The 16,442-nt window shown below is 49.4% G+C and carries 14 protein-coding genes; 10 read left to right on the forward strand and 4 right to left on the reverse strand.

All coding sequences use genetic code 11. From position 1 onward, the window contains the following. The first annotated feature begins 159 nt into the window (after positions 1 to 159). Positions 160 to 1,164: a tryptophan--tRNA ligase gene (trpS, locus tag LA337_12440; GenBank protein ID UBI14019.1), complete on the forward strand. Its 1,005-nt coding sequence runs from the start codon at positions 160 to 162 to the stop codon at positions 1,162 to 1,164. A gap of 216 nt (positions 1,165 to 1,380) precedes the next feature. Here trpS and LA337_12445 read toward each other — a convergent pair whose 3' ends face one another. Together LA337_12445 and LA337_12450 are read right to left on the reverse strand one after the other, a co-directional pair. Further along, the gene (locus tag LA337_12445; GenBank protein ID UBI14020.1) at positions 1,381 to 2,679 is read right to left on the reverse strand and encodes an anaerobic C4-dicarboxylate transporter; all 1,299 of its coding nucleotides are present in this window, start codon (positions 2,677 to 2,679) and stop codon (positions 1,381 to 1,383) included. A 107-nt stretch (positions 2,680 to 2,786) separates the two neighbouring features. Further along, on the reverse strand, positions 2,787 to 4,217 hold the full coding sequence (locus LA337_12450; GenBank protein UBI14021.1) for an aspartate ammonia-lyase: 1,431 nt from the start codon (positions 4,215 to 4,217) through the stop codon (positions 2,787 to 2,789). A gap of 137 nt (positions 4,218 to 4,354) precedes the next feature. Here LA337_12450 and LA337_12455 point away from each other — a divergent pair, with 137 nt between their 5' ends. The 9 genes from LA337_12455 (at position 4,355) to fecE (ending at position 14,400) form a co-directional block, all read left to right on the forward strand. Further along, entirely contained in the window at positions 4,355 to 5,296 is a 942-nt protein-coding gene (locus LA337_12455) for a LysR family transcriptional regulator (protein UBI14022.1), read from the forward strand. Between the two features lie 345 nt (positions 5,297 to 5,641). Then, positions 5,642 to 6,493 carry a protein deglycase HchA gene (hchA, locus tag LA337_12460; protein UBI14023.1) on the forward strand — a complete coding sequence of 284 codons (852 nt, stop codon included), beginning with the start codon at positions 5,642 to 5,644 and terminating at the stop codon, positions 6,491 to 6,493. Between the two features lie 336 nt (positions 6,494 to 6,829). Continuing rightward, a complete protein-coding gene (locus LA337_12465; GenBank protein UBI14024.1) occupies positions 6,830 to 7,351 on the forward strand; it encodes a sigma-70 family RNA polymerase sigma factor in 522 nt (173 codons plus the stop codon). After that, positions 7,348 to 8,301, forward strand: coding sequence for a fec operon regulator FecR (gene fecR, locus LA337_12470; protein ID UBI14025.1), 954 nt, complete (start codon positions 7,348 to 7,350; stop codon positions 8,299 to 8,301). The genes LA337_12465 and fecR overlap by 4 nt, the downstream gene beginning before the upstream one ends. An 86-nt stretch (positions 8,302 to 8,387) precedes the next feature. Then, on the forward strand, positions 8,388 to 10,712 hold the full coding sequence (gene fecA / locus LA337_12475; GenBank protein UBI14026.1) for a Fe(3+) dicitrate transport protein FecA: 2,325 nt from the start codon (positions 8,388 to 8,390) through the stop codon (positions 10,710 to 10,712). 75 nt (positions 10,713 to 10,787) lie between these two features. After that, positions 10,788 to 11,687: a Fe(3+) dicitrate ABC transporter substrate-binding protein FecB gene (locus LA337_12480; protein ID UBI14027.1), complete on the forward strand. Its 900-nt coding sequence runs from the start codon at positions 10,788 to 10,790 to the stop codon at positions 11,685 to 11,687. Continuing rightward, positions 11,684 to 12,679 carry an iron-dicitrate ABC transporter permease FecC gene (fecC, locus tag LA337_12485; GenBank protein UBI14028.1) on the forward strand — a complete coding sequence of 332 codons (996 nt, stop codon included), beginning with the start codon at positions 11,684 to 11,686 and terminating at the stop codon, positions 12,677 to 12,679. The genes LA337_12480 and fecC overlap by 4 nt, the downstream gene beginning before the upstream one ends. Beyond that, entirely contained in the window at positions 12,676 to 13,632 is a 957-nt protein-coding gene (gene fecD / locus LA337_12490) for a Fe(3+) dicitrate ABC transporter permease subunit FecD (GenBank protein ID UBI14029.1), read from the forward strand. Before fecC ends, fecD begins: the two co-directional genes overlap by 4 nt. Continuing rightward, positions 13,633 to 14,400: a Fe(3+) dicitrate ABC transporter ATP-binding protein FecE gene (gene fecE / locus LA337_12495; protein ID UBI14030.1), complete on the forward strand. Its 768-nt coding sequence runs from the start codon at positions 13,633 to 13,635 to the stop codon at positions 14,398 to 14,400. A 310-nt stretch (positions 14,401 to 14,710) separates the two neighbouring features. Here the strand turns inward: fecE and LA337_12500 are convergent, their stop codons facing one another. Both LA337_12500 and LA337_12505 read right to left on the reverse strand, forming a co-directional pair. After that, positions 14,711 to 15,457, reverse strand: coding sequence for an SDR family oxidoreductase (locus tag LA337_12500; GenBank protein UBI14031.1), 747 nt, complete (start codon positions 15,455 to 15,457; stop codon positions 14,711 to 14,713). A gap of 71 nt (positions 15,458 to 15,528) precedes the next feature. Further along, complete coding sequence (locus LA337_12505; GenBank protein UBI14032.1) at positions 15,529 to 16,218, reverse strand: YafY family transcriptional regulator; 690 nt, start codon at positions 16,216 to 16,218, stop codon at positions 15,529 to 15,531. Positions 16,219 to 16,442 lie beyond the last annotated feature (224 nt).

Below are 16,442 nucleotides of genomic sequence, written 5' to 3' on the forward strand. Positions count from 1 at the left end.
ATGAACATAAAACACGATATCACCGCTTTTAATTACAACCAGTGGTGGCTGCCTTCTTAAAGGCGGTCAGAATGTGTTTTCCCCATTTTTAGATAACCGCCGAAAGGCGGTTATTTGCATTTAAAGACCCCTTTCGGTTTTATGATTAAGGAGTCTTACATGAACAACAAAACCATCATCCTCACTGGCGATCGTCCCACCGGCCCGCTGCATCTTGGCCACTATGTTGGGTCTCTGCGCCAGCGTGCTATTCTGCAACATGATTATCAGCAGTTTATATTGGTTGCTGACCTGCAAGGGCTAACCGATAACGGCAGCACGCCGCAAAAGATCCGGGACAATATTCCCGAAGTACTGGCCGATTACCTCGCCGCTGGTATAGACCCTTCACTCACTACCATTTGTCTGCAATCGGCACTGCCCGCCCTCGCTGAGCTGACCACTCTTTATATGAACATCGTCACCGTATCTCGCGTGGAGCGTAATCCCACAGTCAAAAACGAAATTGCGCAGAAAGGTTTTGCCCGCTCGTTACCGGTTGGCTTTCTGGTTTATCCCATCAGTCAGGCAGCAGATATTACAGCTTTCAAAGCCGAAGTGGTTCCCGTCGGCGACGATCAGTTGCCAATGATTGAACAGACCAATGAGATCGTACATAAGATGAATAGCCTGTTACCAGCCCCCGTCTTGTCGCACTGTAAAGCGTTACTGAGTGAAACCAGCCGCCTTCCAGGGATTGACGGTAATGCCAAAATGTCTAAATCGCTCGGTAACACATTACTCTTATCCGCCAGCGAAGAGGCTATTCATCATGCGGTCAGCGCAATGTACACCGACCCTAATCATCTAAAAGTCTCCGATCCGGGGAAAATTGACGGCAATATGGTATTCACTTACCTCGACGCTTTTCATCCGGATAAAGCGAAAGTGGCTGAGATGAAAGCGCATTATCAGCGCGGTGGACTGGGTGACCGGGCATGTAAAAACGAGCTGGAGATGTGCCTGCAAGAGCTTATCGCCCCGATGCGCGAGCGGCGGGCAACCTACATCCAGGATAAAGGCATGCTGATGGCGATGCTCAAAAAAGGAAGCGAACAGGCGCACGAAGTTACGCAGCAGACATTAAGAGAAGTGAAGCAAGGTCTGGGTTTACCGGTATTCTGAGCGCTGATAACACCCTTTTCGATAAATAAAGATAGCTCCCGACGAATTACTATCGCCGGGAGTTATCAGAAGCTGACACGCAGCTTATTGGTCAAATACAGTAAAAGTTAGTTATCTTTAACCCGCTAAAATATTCTGTCATGATAAGTCTGGAGATGATGAAATATTCTGCGTTACATCCTGGCATGTCCTGAACTTGCTTAGAAATGATATTAGTTAAAGAATGATTTTTGCCAGAATGAAACCGACTGGTACCGCAACCACTATAGAGATACAGCCCGGCAAAAAGAATGGATGATTAACTATCTTAGAACCATTCCATCGTTTACTTGAAAATGAACCTGTATCATCGGTTGCAATAGCAAATGCAGTTGTTGGATAAATATTAGTGAGATAAAGTGCGCTAACTGCGACAAAACTGGCCAAAATTGCATCAGCACTAATCCCAATAGAAGCAGCAATAGGCATTAATAAGGCACACGTTGCCCCCTGACTGAATAACATTGCACTGGTACAGAAAAAAACAACTGCAAGTAATCCAGGATATAAACGCAACATATCACTGGCTTGTATTTTTATCTCGTCAATGTGTGCGCCAATAAGCGTACTGCTTAACCACACAATACCTAATACCACTACTAATGATTCAGCACCAGATTTAAATATAGGTGAATTCTTCAGCTCCTTCATATCCAACTTGCATATAAAGATAATGACCGTGGAAACAACAAACATGGTAATGATTATTAAATCGCGGGAGTTAATTTTGTGCCCAACAACTGACTTAAACATCAACATACAAACCACAAATAAAACACCCATCAGGAATATCACTACCGATGATTTAGCGCTGGCGGGAGTCTCATAGCTGACATGTTTATTTATAACGACTTTATTTTCCTGCATAACTTTCCTACAAACGGGATCATCAGCCAGTTTTTCGCCCTGTTTACTGGCGATGAAAGCTGCAACCAACACAGCAAAAAAAGCGGTGGGGAAAACAATCAACATAGCATCAGCAAAACTGACTCCCATTACCTCTACTGTACCATACATAATTGCCGTGGCGGCAGAGATTGGTGAGGCTGTAATCCCTAACTGTGAGGCTACAACAGCAGAGCTTAATGGCTGACTGGGTCTGATGCCGTTATCTTTTGCAACTTCCTGAATCACATTCATGACAGACATGGCGGTATAACCTGTCCCGGAAAGTACTGTCAGGATAAAGGTCACAGTTGGCGCAAGAATATTAAGATAACCTGGATTATTGCGTAATAACTTCTCTGTCACAGTTACTAAATAATCCATTCCGCCAGCCTGTTGCATTGCAGAGAGCGCTACAATAGTAGACAGAATAATGAGCATAACGTCGACAGGCGGGCTCCCAACCGGAACATCAAAAATAAAAACTGCAATTGCTAATCCAACCCCACCAGCGAACCCTACGCCAATCCCTCCCCAACGGGCGGCAAGCATGATAGTCCCTAGCAATAAAGCGATATGTAAAATCACCATATATTTGACCTGTTTAAAATTATAATTCACGCAAAAGGGATGTAAAGGTAATGAATATAATTATTCATTACCTTAAGTTAAAGTGAGTTGTTTATAACTTCGGTTGATTACGAAATATTCATTTCCTTTTTATACCGTTTAATTACTGCTGTACTTTTTTGTGGGTCAGTCATATTCATTGGGTCAAGCAAATAATCTGCCTGTTCTGGCGTCAGCAGCTTTTCTGCTAACACGACCTGTTTTACACTGGTCTGCTGCTGATACGCAGCCTTAGCAATTCTGGACCCAACCTGATAGCCAAACAGTGTTGCGATGATGGTCGAAAGCGCCGTACTTTCCTCTGCATAACGCGTGCTCACTTCTTCGTTGATCGCTATATCCTTCAGGCAGTTATCAATAAATAAGGGTATACCTTTACTCAATAACGAGCAGGACTCAAAGAGAGCTTTCAACAATACCGGTTCCCACACGTTCAGATCCAGTTCCCCCCCCTCAACAGCCATCGTCACCGTCAGGTCATTGCCAATTACCTGATACGCAATTTGATTTATCAATTCAGGCATCACTGGATTAATTTTTCCCGGCATAATTGACGAGCCGGGTTGAACAGCAGGAACAATAATTTCATTAAAACCGGCTCTTGGTCCTGAACCCTGAATACGAAAATCAGTAGCCATTTTTGAGAGAAATGCAGCTATTTTTTTTAGCTGCGAGGAAAATTCAATATAGAAATCACCATGTTGGAGACCATCGAAGAAATCTGATTCTGGGGCATATTTATCTCCAGTAATACTTTCCAGCCACTGATAAACTGCCGGAAGATATCCTTCGTGAGTGGATAATCCTGTACCTATTGCTGTTGCTCCCAACGGTAAAAATAATGCTTCTTCGCTTACTTCCACCATTTTCGCTTTAAGTTTACTGACCTGCGTGCGATAAGCGCCAAATTGCTGGCCAAACGTCATCGGCACTGCATCTTGTAAGCAGGTTCTCCCCAACTTTACCTTGTCAGCGAACAAGCAACTTTTTTCTGACAACACGTCTTCAAGTCTTTCTAATTGAACTAACAGTTGATTTATATTCATACGGCTGGTCATTTTCATCGCCGCTGGAATGACGTCATTGGTCGACTGTCCCATATTAACGTGGGTATTCGGGTGAATCTCATCATATCCACGTTTGCCAGTGATAATCTCATTGGCACGGTTTGCGACCACTTCATTCATATTCATGTTAGTTGAAGTGCCACCTCCCCCCTGGAATATATCAATAGGGAAATGGGCATCATAATCTCCGGCCATTACCTCCTCTGACGCTTTAACGATGGCTGATGCCTTCTGTTGATCCAGAGCACCAATTTGTCTGTTAGCCTGTGCTGCTGCCTGCTTGATTACGGCGATAGACCATAAAAAGTGTGGGATTTCTCCTGCGGTTTTTCCTGACACTGAGAAATTCAGCACCGCACGTTGTGTTTGAATACCGTAGTAAGCCTCGTCTGGCACCATTAAAGTTCCTAATAGATCCTTCTCTTCACGCATTTTTCTATCTCTTGTGTATTAAGGTTGCCAATACATTAAATTACCGATATGACAGATAGTTTGAAGTAGCTCAAAGAAAAAATACCATTTAAAAGTTAGATAGATACTATTAAAAACAGTAATAATCCGGGGTGTAAATGAAGGATATCAACTTCGACTTTAAGCAATTACAGGCATTTCTGGCCGTGATAGATACAGGCTCATTTACAGCTGCAGCCAAGAAACTTAGCGTAACCCAGTCATCAATTTCACAGCAGGTTGCGAACCTGGAACTCGCCTTAAATACTGCTCTGGTTAACCGTTCTCAACGCCCAATCCAGATGACAATAGCCGGGCAGGCTCTCTACCCACTTGGGAAAAAAATTATTGATAACGGTGTCCACCTTCAAGAACATATCAATGCTATAAGCGATGGACATATCTCACATCTGAAAATTGGTTTTGTGGATTCAATTAGTAAAACTGTTGGTTTGGATATCCTTAAGTTCCTGCAACCACAGGTGAAGCATATTTTACAGGTAACTGGCACAGCATCAGGATTGCTCCTGGCGCTGAATAAGGGGGATATTAATCTGGCTGTAACGATGTTGCATACGGAAATGCCGCCCAATGTTAAAATGTACCCATTGATTGAGGAGGAATTCCTCTGTATTTGCCCAAAAGGATGGCCGGAAACAGAATTGGAAGAATTATGTAAGCAACGGAATTACATTGCTTATACCAAAAATACGCCAACAGGGATCCAGACACTCAACTGGCTGAAATGGCAGAATTTCTCCCCTTCAATTCAGTTTGAAATTGATAATGCTGATGAGATTTTAAAGCTAATTGCCTGCGGGTACGGATGGACGTTGACTACGCCGTTATTTATTACCACCTTTCCAGCTTTCTCTGACTCACTGAAGATCATTCAGATCAATAAACCCAAAGAGCGTCGCAAAATTGTTTTGTTGTGCAAGAATGATGAGCTTTCAGGATTTTATAAGAACCTGGCATCTGAGATTCGTTCAATACTGGAATTGAAACTGGAGCAGCAGTTTTACAATCACCTGAACCTGGGTGCTAATTCACTATCATAAATGGGTATACGTACCTGCTTGTTACCCAACCAGTAGGTATTGGCTCTGTCATGCGCCCGGTATAAGCAACAATCGCTTTCAGATGTGATCAGGATAACTATAAATACTATTCTTCAGATGAAGAATATCTGAGGGCGGTCTGAATTCTCTGAAACAACATATGAGAGAAGTTGCTTTATGGTGTGGTTCTGACTGTAGCCTATTTTTCAGTTTCGTTCATGTAGAGGCCATTCGCTGAAAGCATGCACCGGGCTGAAGTGAACTAAACGGAAGGCTTTTAATGGAAAAAAACGGCGAATTCAGACCCTGGAAAGAGAGTTAACATCAATCAACGAGGAATACGTAATGACAGATGATAAAAGTAAACACCCGAAAGTGGATCATGCTGAAGAAAACGCATTTTTCCCTTCTGACTATTCTCTGAGTCAGTTTACCAGCCCAGTATCTGACCTTAGTGACTACAACTATCCCAAACAGTACATGGGAGAGAAAAAGGTGCTGGTCATCGCTGCGGATGAGCGTTACCTGATGACTGATAGCGGGGCTCTGTTCTCAACGGGAAACCATCCTGTTGAAACGCTGATTCCAATGTATCACCTGCATGCCGCCGGTTTTGATTTTGACATTGCGACAATATCAGGTTACATGACCAAGTTCGAATACTGGGCCATGCCGCATAAGGATGAAAAAATTATGCCATTTTTCAGCGGGTATAGGGCTAAGTTTCAAAATCCTGAAAAATTGTCCAATATATTGAGTAGCCTGAACGAGCAAAGTGAATATGCTGCCGTGTTTATTCCTGGTGGCCACGGCGCACTGATTGGACTGCCAGAAAGCAGCGAAGTAGCCGATACCCTTCGCTGGTTCATGAACAATGATCGCTTCGTCATATCCCTTTGCCATGGCCCTGCAGCATTCCTTTCGCTACGTAATGGCGATAACCCTCTTAAAGGATATTCTATTTGTGCTTTCCCTGATTCAGCTGATAAGCAGACGCCTGCTATAGGTTATATGCCTGGTCACCTCACATGGTATTTTGGCGAAGCGCTTAAGCAAATGGGGATGAACATTGTTAATGAGGACATTAAAGGAAGTGTTTACAAGGATCGTAAGGTGCTCACTGGGGACAGTCCTTTTGCGGCTAATGCACTTGGTCAACTGGCAGCTAAAGAACTCCTTTCAGTTTATGCCTCCTAATCATTGTTAGCTTAAGTGCATAATACAGGAATCGGCTTATTTTTCTTATAGTAAGGCGTAATTGATCTGGCAGAGACAGTCACATTGATATATGTACCTGTCAGATCATATTTATGGTGTTTTGGGCTTGTGGAAGATTTAGTGATCCTGCTTTCTGGTCGTCAGGTCAGGACGAAATAGCAGTCTCCGCTCATGTTAAGGTGTCTCTGAAACTATTTTTCTTAAAAAACAACATATTAAAACCCCCAGCGGTATACAATTTATATTTCTAATTGTAATGATAACCATTCTCATATTAATATGACCGAGTGATAATTAACTTTTGATGCACTCCGCATGTCTGACCACGCCACTACCACTGCTTCATTTACGCTCGAGTCGCTTTATGGCGCACATCACGGCTGGCTGAAAAGCTGGCTGACGCGCAAACTCCAGTCCGCCTTTGATGCAGATGACATTGCCCAGGACACTTTTCTACGGGTAATGGGCAGCGACACGCTCTCGGCAATCCGCGATCCTCGCTCCTTCCTGTGCACTATCGCCAAACGAGTGATGGTCGACCTGTTTCGCCGACACGCGCTGGAGAAAGCCTATCTGGAGATGCTGGCGCTTATGCCTGAGGGGCTGGCACCTTCGCCCGAGGTACGGGAAAGCCAGCTCGAAGCCCTGCAACTCATCGACAGCATGCTTGACGGACTGAATGGCAAAACACGCGAAGCGTTTCTGCTTTCGCAACTGGATGGTCTGACATACAGCGAGATCGCGCTGAAGCTGGGTATTTCCGTCAGCTCGGTGAAAAAGTATATGGCAAAGGCTATCGAACATTGTTTGCTGTTTCGTCTGGAGCACGGCCTGTGAACGCTTCTATTACCGATTCTCGCCGCCAGGCATTGCGATCGGCATCACACTGGTATGCCGTATTGAGCGGCGAGCGCGTCAGCCCACAGCAGGAAGCGCGCTGGCAACAATGGTATGAAGAGGACAAAGATCATCAGTGGGCATGGCAACAGGTTGAAAACCTGCGCAGCCAACTCAGCCACGTACCGGGCGATGTCGCCAGCCGGGCATTGCACGATACGCGCCTTACCCGTCGCCACGTCATGAAAGGGTTACTGTTGCTGCTGGGCGTGGGCGGCGGCTGGCAGCTCTGGCAATCTGAAGCCGGTGAAGGGCTGCGCGCCGACTACCGCACCGCCAAAGGCGCGGTCAGCCATCAGCGGCTGGACGATGGCTCGCTGCTGACGCTCAACACGCAAAGCGCCGCAGATGTTCGTTTTGATACGCGACAGCGCGCTGTTCACCTCTGGTACGGTGAAATTGCCATTACCACGGCAAAAGACGCCCAGCGTCGGCCTTTCCGGGTGATGACCCGCCAGGGTCAGCTCACCGCCTTAGGCACGAAATTTACCGTCTTCCAGCAGGACAACGCCACGCGCGTCACCGTTCAACAGCACGCTGTTGAAGTCATATTGGCAAACCGTCCGCAGGAAAAACGCATCGTCAACGCTGGTGAGAGTCTGCTGTTTAGCGCGTCTGAGTTTGGTGCGATAGCTTCAGCGGATGATGACAACGCCGCCTGGACCCAGGGCGTTCTGAGCTTCAGTGATAAACCGCTGGGTGAAGTGATTGCCGCGCTCGGCCGTTATCGCAACGGCGTGCTGCGTTGCGATCCGGCTTTGGCCGGACTGCGCCTGAGTGGAACTTTCCCGTTGAAAAATACTGATGCGATCCTGGATGTGATTGCCCAGACCCTTCCAGTGAAAATTCAGTCAGTTACACGATACTGGGTAAATATTTCCGCATTGTAAGAAAAATAATTCTCATTTCGATTGTCCTTTTTCCCCTTCTCGTTCGACTCATAGCTGAACACAACAAAAATGATGATGGAGAAGGTATGACGCCTTTACGCGTTTTTCGCAAAACAACACCTTTGGTTAACGCCATTCGCCTGAGCCTGCTGCCGCTGGCCGGGTTATCGTTATCCGCCTTCGCAGCACAGGTTGATATCGCTCCGGGTTCGCTCGACAAAACCCTTAACCAGTATGCCGCGCTCAGCGGAATTACCCTGTCGGTTGACGCCAGCCTGACGCGCGGTAAACAGAGTGACGGTCTTCACGGTGACTACGACGTCCAAACTGGTCTGCAACACCTGCTGAGCGGTAGCGGCCTGCAGGTGAAATCGCTGGGCAATAACAGCTGGACGCTCGAGCTTGCGCCAACCCCGCAAGAAGATGCTCTGACCGTAGTGGGCGACTGGCTGGGAGATGCGCGCGAAAACGACGTATTCGAACATGCTGGCGCGCGTGACGTTATCCGCCGTGAGGATTTCGCCAAAACCGGTGCAACAACTATGCGCGAGGTGCTGAACCGCATTCCTGGCGTCACCGCCCCGGAAAACAACGGTACCGGCAGCCACGATCTGGCAATGAACTTTGGTATTCGCGGTCTGAACCCGCGCCTCGCCAGTCGATCAACCGTACTGATGGACGGTATTCCCGTGCCGTTTGCCCCTTACGGCCAGCCACAGCTTTCACTGGCACCCGTCTCGCTCGGAAATATGGACGCCATCGACGTGGTACGCGGCGGTGGAGCAGTGCGTTACGGGCCGCAGAGCGTGGGCGGCGTGGTGAACTTTGTCACCCGCGCTATTCCGCAAGACTTCGGTATCGAAGCCGGCGTGGAAGGCCAGCTCAGCCCAACGTCCTCACAGAATAATCCAAAAGAGACACACAACCTGATGATGGGCGGTACGGCAGATAACGGTTTTGGTACCGCCCTGCTATACTCCGGCACTCGCGGCAGCGACTGGCGCGAACACAGCGCGACGCGCATCGACGACCTGATGCTGAAAAGCAAATATGCGCCAAACGAAGTGCATACCTTCAACAGCCTGCTGCAATACTACGACGGTGAAGCCGACATGCCCGGTGGCCTGTCTCGCGCGGATTACAACGCCGATCGCTGGCAATCCACACGCCCTTACGATCGCTTCTGGGGACGCCGCAAGCTGGCAAGCCTCGGCTATCAGTTCCAGCCAGACAGCCAGCATAAATTCAATATTCAGGGCTTCTACACCGAAACCCTACGCAGCGGATATCTGGAACAGGGCAAACGCCTCACCCTTTCACCGCGTAACTACTGGGTACGCGGCATCGAACCTCGCTACAGTCAGAGCTTTATGATGGGCTCTTCCGCGCACGAAGTGGGCGTAGGTTACCGCTATGTGAGCGAGTCGACCCATGAAATGCGTTACTACACCGCCACCAGCAGCGGACAACTGCCGTCCAACGCCAGCCCTTACGATCGCGACACCCGTTCCGGCACCGAAGCGCACGCCTGGTATCTGGATGACAAAATCGACGTCGGCAACTGGACTATCACACCGGGTATGCGCTTTGAACATATCGAGTCATATCAGAACAACGCCATCAAAGGCACACATGAGGAAGTGAGCTATAACGCCCCACTTCCGGCGCTAAACGTGCTCTATCACCTGACTGACAGCTGGAATCTTTATGCAAACACCGAAGGCTCGTTCGGCACCGTACAGTACAGCCAAATTGGCAAGGCTGTGCAAAGCGGCAATGTGGAACCGGAAAAAGCGCGAACCTGGGAGCTTGGAACCCGATACGACGATGGCGCGCTGACAGCGGAAATGGGGCTGTTCCTGATTAACTTTAATAATCAGTACGATTCTAACCAGACCAACGACACCGTTACCGCACGCGGTAAAACGCGCCATACCGGGCTGGAAACCCAGGCCCGCTATGACCTCGGCACGCTGACGCCAACGCTCGACGACGTGTCGATCTACGCAAGCTATGCGTATGTGAATGCCGAGATTCGTGAGAAAGGCGATACCTACGGCAATCAGGTGCCTTTCTCGCCGAAACACAAAGGCACGTTGGGCGTGGACTATAAGCCGGGCAACTGGACCTTCAACCTGAACAGCGATTTCCAGTCCAGCCAGTTTGCGGATAACGCCAATACCGTTAAAGAGAGCGCCGACGGCAGCACCGGCCGCATCCCTGGCTTCATGCTCTGGGGCGCACGCGTAGCCTATGACTTTGGTCCGCAGATGGCAGACCTGAATCTGGCGTTCGGCGTGAAAAATATTTTCGACCAGGCGTATTTCACCCGCTCTTACGACGACAACAACAAAGGCATCTACACAGGCCAACCGCGCACGCTGTATATGCAGGGGTCGTTGAAGTTCTAAATCCCGTTTGCCCGGCCTGAATGCTGTTTTTTACAGGCCGGGTAAGCGCAGCGCCACAAGACACAGGCAACTTACATGTTCACACCATTACGCACGCTATTCGCCGCTCTGCTACTCACCAGTCACGCCTTTGCCGCCACGATTCATGACGAACATGGCACCTTTACGCTTGATAAAACGCCACAGCGGATAGTCGTGCTGGAACTGTCGTTCGCGGACGCACTGGCCGCCGTCGATGTCAGTCCGGTCGGCATTGCCGACGATAACGACGCCGCGCGCATTCTTCCAGAGGTTCGCGCCCGTCTTAACCCCTGGCAATCTGTCGGCACGCGTGCACAGCCAAGTTTAGAAGCTATCAGCGTGCTGAAACCGGATCTGATCATTGCCGACAGCAGCCGCCATGCGGGTATTTACAGCGCATTACAGCAAATCGCACCGGTGCTGCTGCTTAAGTCTCGCAATGAAACCTACGCTGAAAATCTGCAGTCTGCGGCCATCATCGGTGAAGTCGTTGGCAAAAAGGCACAGATGCAGTTACGTCTGGAGCGACACAAACAACAGATGTCGGCATGGGCCAGCCAGTTGCCAAAAGGCACGCTGGTGTTGTTCGGTACCTCTCGGGAGCAGCAGTTCAACCTGCACACGCAGGAGACCTGGACCGGGAGCGTTTTGACCGCTCTGGGGCTGACGGTACCTGCGGCGATGTCGGGCGCGTCTATGCCGTCCATCGGACTGGAACAGTTGCTGGCGCTCAATCCTGCATGGCTGCTGGTCGCACACTATCGCGAAGAGAGCATCGTTAAACGCTGGCAGCAAGACCCGCTATGGCAGATGTTAACCGCGGCGCAAAAACAGCAGACGGCGTCGGTCGACAGTAACGCCTGGGCGCGAATGCGCGGCATTTTCGCGGCCGAACGCATTGCCAGCGACACGGTAAAAATCTTTCATCACCAGCCTTTATCCGATGTGAAATGACAGTTTTCAAACATCCAGCGTTGCAGTGGGGACTTCCCCTTGTCGCGCTTATCGCAATCTTCTGGCTGAGTCTGTTTTGCTACTCGGCCATTCCTGTTTCTGGCGTTGACGCCATTCGCGCCCTGCTGCCGGGTCATGTGCCGACGCTTCCACAAGCGCTGGTGCAAAACCTTCGTCTGCCGCGAAGCCTGGTCGCCATTCTGATCGGCGCAAGCCTGGCTCTCGCGGGAACGCTGCTGCAGACGCTGACGCATAATGCAATGGCCTCCCCTTCGCTACTCGGCATTAACAGCGGCGCGGCGTTGGCGATGGCACTCACCAGCGCCATCAGCCCTGTGTCCATAACGGGTTACTCCATCGCCTTTATCGCCGCCTGCGGCGGCGTAAGCTGGCTGCTGGTGATGACCGCAGGCGGTGGATTCCGCCATACCCAGGACAGAAACAAACTGATCCTCGCGGGTATCGCGTTCTCGGCTTTTTGTATGGCCCTGACCCGTATCACCCTGCTGCTGACGGAAGATCACGCCTACGGCATTTTTTACTGGCTTGCGGGAGGCGTATCCCACGCACGCTGGCAGGAATTCTGGCAGCTTTTCCCGGTGGTGGCGGTTGCAGTACCGGTGGTGTTGCTGATGGCTAATCAACTGAACCTGCTTAACGTCAGCGACAGCACCGCCCGCACGCTGGGGGTGAATCTGCCGAAGCTACGTTTAATCATCAACATTCTGGTGCTGCTTCTGGTCGGTACCTGCGTCAGCGTGGCTGGCCCGGTGGCGTTTATCGGCCTGCTGATGCCACATCTGGCTCGCTTCTGGGTGGGATTCGACCAGCGCAAAGTCCTGCCGATGAGCATGCTTATGGGCGCCACGCTGCTGCTACTGGCCGATGTTCTGGCCCGCGCACTGGCCTTCCCTGGCGAATTACCCGCGGGAGCCGTGGTGGCTCTGATTGGTGCGCCCTGCTTTGTCTGGCTGGTCAGGAGGCGTGGATGAAAATTGCGCTAGTTATTTTCATCGCCCTCGCGCTGGCAGGATTTTCAGTGCTGTCGCTGCAAATGGGAGTGATCTCCGTTCCCTGGCGCGCCCTGCTGACCGACTGGCAGACCGGGCGCGAGTATCATTACGTGTTAACGGCGTACCGCCTGCCGCGACTGCTGCTGGCGCTGTTTGTTGGCGCAGCCCTCGCGGTTGCAGGCGTGCTGGTGCAGGGGATCGTGCGTAACCCCCTGGCATCGCCGGATATACTCGGCGTAAACCATGCCGCCAGCCTGGCCTCTGTGGGCGCACTGCTTCTCCTGCCGTCACTCCCGGTGATTGCACTACCGCCGCTGGCCTTTGCCGGTGGTATGGCGGGCCTGATCCTGTTGAAAATGCTGGCAAACTCCAGCCAACCGATAAAGCTGGCGCTCACAGGGGTCGCGCTTTCTGCCTGCTGGGCCAGCCTGACGGATTATCTGATGCTCGCGCGCCCGCAGGATGTGAACAGCGCCCTGCTCTGGCTAACCGGCAGTTTATGGGGCCGTGACTGGAGCTTTGTGAAGATTGCCCTCCCGCTGCTGATGTTGTTTCTGCCGCTGAGCCTGAGTTTTTGCCGCGATCTCGACCTCCTGGCATTGGGCGATGCGCGCGCCACCACGCTCGGTGTGTCGGTACCGCGTACCCAGTTCCGGGCTTTGCTACTGGCTGTTGCTATGACGTCAACCGGCGTGGCCGTCTGCGGCCCGATCAGCTTTATTGGGCTTGTGGTGCCGCATATGGTGCGCAGCATTACCGGCGGACGTCACCGCTGGCTGCTGCCCGTTTCGGCCCTGGCAGGTGCATTGCTGCTGGTGGTTGCCGATATGCTGGCGCGAATTATTCATCCCCCGCTGGAGCTTCCAGCTGGCGTGCTGACCGCCATTATCGGTGCGCCATGGTTTGTCTGGCTGCTTGTGAGAATGCGATAAATGACATTACGAACTGAGAATCTGACGGTCTGTTACGGTACAAATAAGGTGCTTGACGGCGTTTCACTCGTACTGCCAGCGGGGAAGATAACCGCCCTGCTCGGCCCTAACGGTTGCGGGAAATCGACGTTGTTAAACTGTTTTTCACGGCTGTTAATGCCGCAGTCCGGCAGCGTATTTTTCGGCGATCATCTCATTAACGCGTTTTCATCGCGCCAGCTCGCTCGCAGGCTGGCGTTGCTGCCACAGCACCATTTAACGCCAGAGGGGATCACCGTCCGGGAGCTGGTTTCGTACGGCCGCAACCCGTGGTTGTCACTCTGGGGGCGGCTTTCCGCTGAAGACAATTCGCGGGTTAATACCGCCATGAGCCAGACCCTAATCCATCATCTTGCCGAACGACGGTTAACCGAACTTTCCGGCGGTCAGCGCCAGCGCGCCTTTCTGGCGATGGTCCTGGCCCAGAATACGCCCGTTGTACTCCTCGATGAGCCAACCACCTATCTCGATATCAATCACCAGGTAGAACTGATGCGGTTGATGGGCGAACTCCGGGCCCAAGGGAAAACGGTGGTCGCAGTGCTGCATGACCTTAATCAGGCCAGCCGGTACTGCGATCATCTGGTGGTGATGGCGAACGGACATGTTATGGCACAAGGCACACCAGAAGAGGTGATGAACCCTGGATTGCTAAGAACCGTATTCAGCGTGGATACGGAGATACACCCCGAGCCGGCATCTGGCAGGCCGATGTGTGTTGTGAAGTAGATGACACTGACCGTAATGGTATCAGGGTCTCAACAAGAAGATGACGAAACGGGGGAATAGGTTAATTAATCGTTCAGCTTAATATTAACGGGCGTCGGTTTACTTGATACCGACGTCAGTTGTGTGCCAGGGGCGGACGTTGCTAATGGCATGATGTATGAACCAATCATCTATACACATATTAATCCATAACGAAAATATTGTTTTCACTAGCCCTGTAATGGAAGCGTTAATTTTATATTCTAACGCTTCCATTGAGCCTACCACTTTGGCAAAGTAATTCTTACACTTAAAAAGACTTTGGTTTTTTCTACTCAGCTAAATAACCTCCATCGATTGGATAAACGCCTCCGGTACAGAATGCAGAATTGTCTGACAGCAAAAACAATATGAAGTCTGCTATTTCCTGCATTTTTGCCATCCTTTTCATAGGGTGGCTATTTGCGAAACTACTTACAATATTTTCAGGGAACTCACTCATTCTTGGGGTTTGGACATAGCCCGGAGCGACTGCATTGATTCGAATGCCTTGACATGCAAACTCTAGCGCTGCGGTTTGAGTTAAACCGATTATACCATGTTTAGCCACGGTGTAAGGTGCTAATCCAGGAATGCCCACCAGACCATTTACTGCAGATAAATTAACTATAGATCCACCAAACTTCATCATCTGGGGTATTTCATATTTTAGGCAGTGAAAAACGCCGCTCAATGAGGTAGCAATAACCTTATCCCAGTTTTCAACTGTCTGCTCTGTTATATTTTTACCATGTTCACCTGTTAAGCCTGCATTATTTACAGCATAATCAAGTCTGCCGAAATGTTTGATAACCTCATCTATCATTTGCCGTACTTGTTCGGGCTGTGACACATCACATCCGATCCCCATGGCTTGTTGTCCCTGTGAAGATAATTGTTCCGCTTTTTGTTTAGCCTGTTCTGACGAGCGGGATACAATAACAACTTTTGCACCATGCTTATGTAATTGCTCTGCGACGGCCTCACCTATACCTGTAGTGCTTCCTGTTATAACGGCAATTTTATTCTGGAAATTCATAACCACCCCCTATGAAGTAGAATTGAGTCTTTCATCTGGGATAGTATACAAACCATCTGTGACAGTTTTTGTCAGTACTCTTTCCCCTCGCAGATCCCTTCTTTTATTCTCCATTTTTTCAATAAAATTGTCCTGCTTTCACTATAGTTGGAGTCAAGTTGCACAATATCTTCAATTTTGTCAGTTCTAAAATGACGAAAATCATTTCTCATCTCGCACCATGCAACCAAAAGCCAGCACGACTCCATGTATACCAATCCGATGGGCCATATGACTCGTGAAGTGTAAGAATCTTTTTTATCACAATAATTTATTTTGATTTTCTTTCTTTTTTTTATAGCATTGCGAATGTCTTCAAAAAAAATCTCATTGTTTTCTGAAGGACCGATCAGATAGGATTGACTCTCAATAAGATTTTTCAATTCACTGGGAATGACGGCGTGTATTTTCGCAAGCGCATTCTTTGCGGTAATTTTGAAATTATAATCTGTATTATGCGATACCCAATTTAACCCAAGTGTAATAGCATTTATTTCTTCATGAGAAAGATTTAAGGGAGGCAAATGAAAGTCAGATTTAACGATATAACCAATTCCAGCTCCACCTTCAATGCATACTCCTTGATGCTGCAGCGTTTTTATATCTCTGTAAAGGGAGCGTACACTTATTCCCAATCTTTCTGAGAGTGTGGATGCTGTGATCGGATATCTTTGTGCCCTTAATATTTGTAGTAACTCGAGAAGCCTTTCTGTTCTAGTCATGTTGATAAATCCATTTTGAGGCGATTTTTTAAAGCATCTGTTAGATAAACATATTAGTACAAAGCAAGTGTACATGGCTAAGTTGAACTGCTACCGATGATTAATACAGCGCTATGTTCGTAATGCGTACATAAGCGGTGATCATGAGTGTAAACATCCGCTTTTCGCTAACCGCGGACCTTCAGCTCAGTCAGCGATGTCCACTGTGTGCCAATAGCAGACCT

This window comes from Citrobacter europaeus (genome assembly GCA_020099315.1).
GTDB classification, from domain to species: domain Bacteria; phylum Pseudomonadota; class Gammaproteobacteria; order Enterobacterales; family Enterobacteriaceae; genus Citrobacter; species Citrobacter europaeus.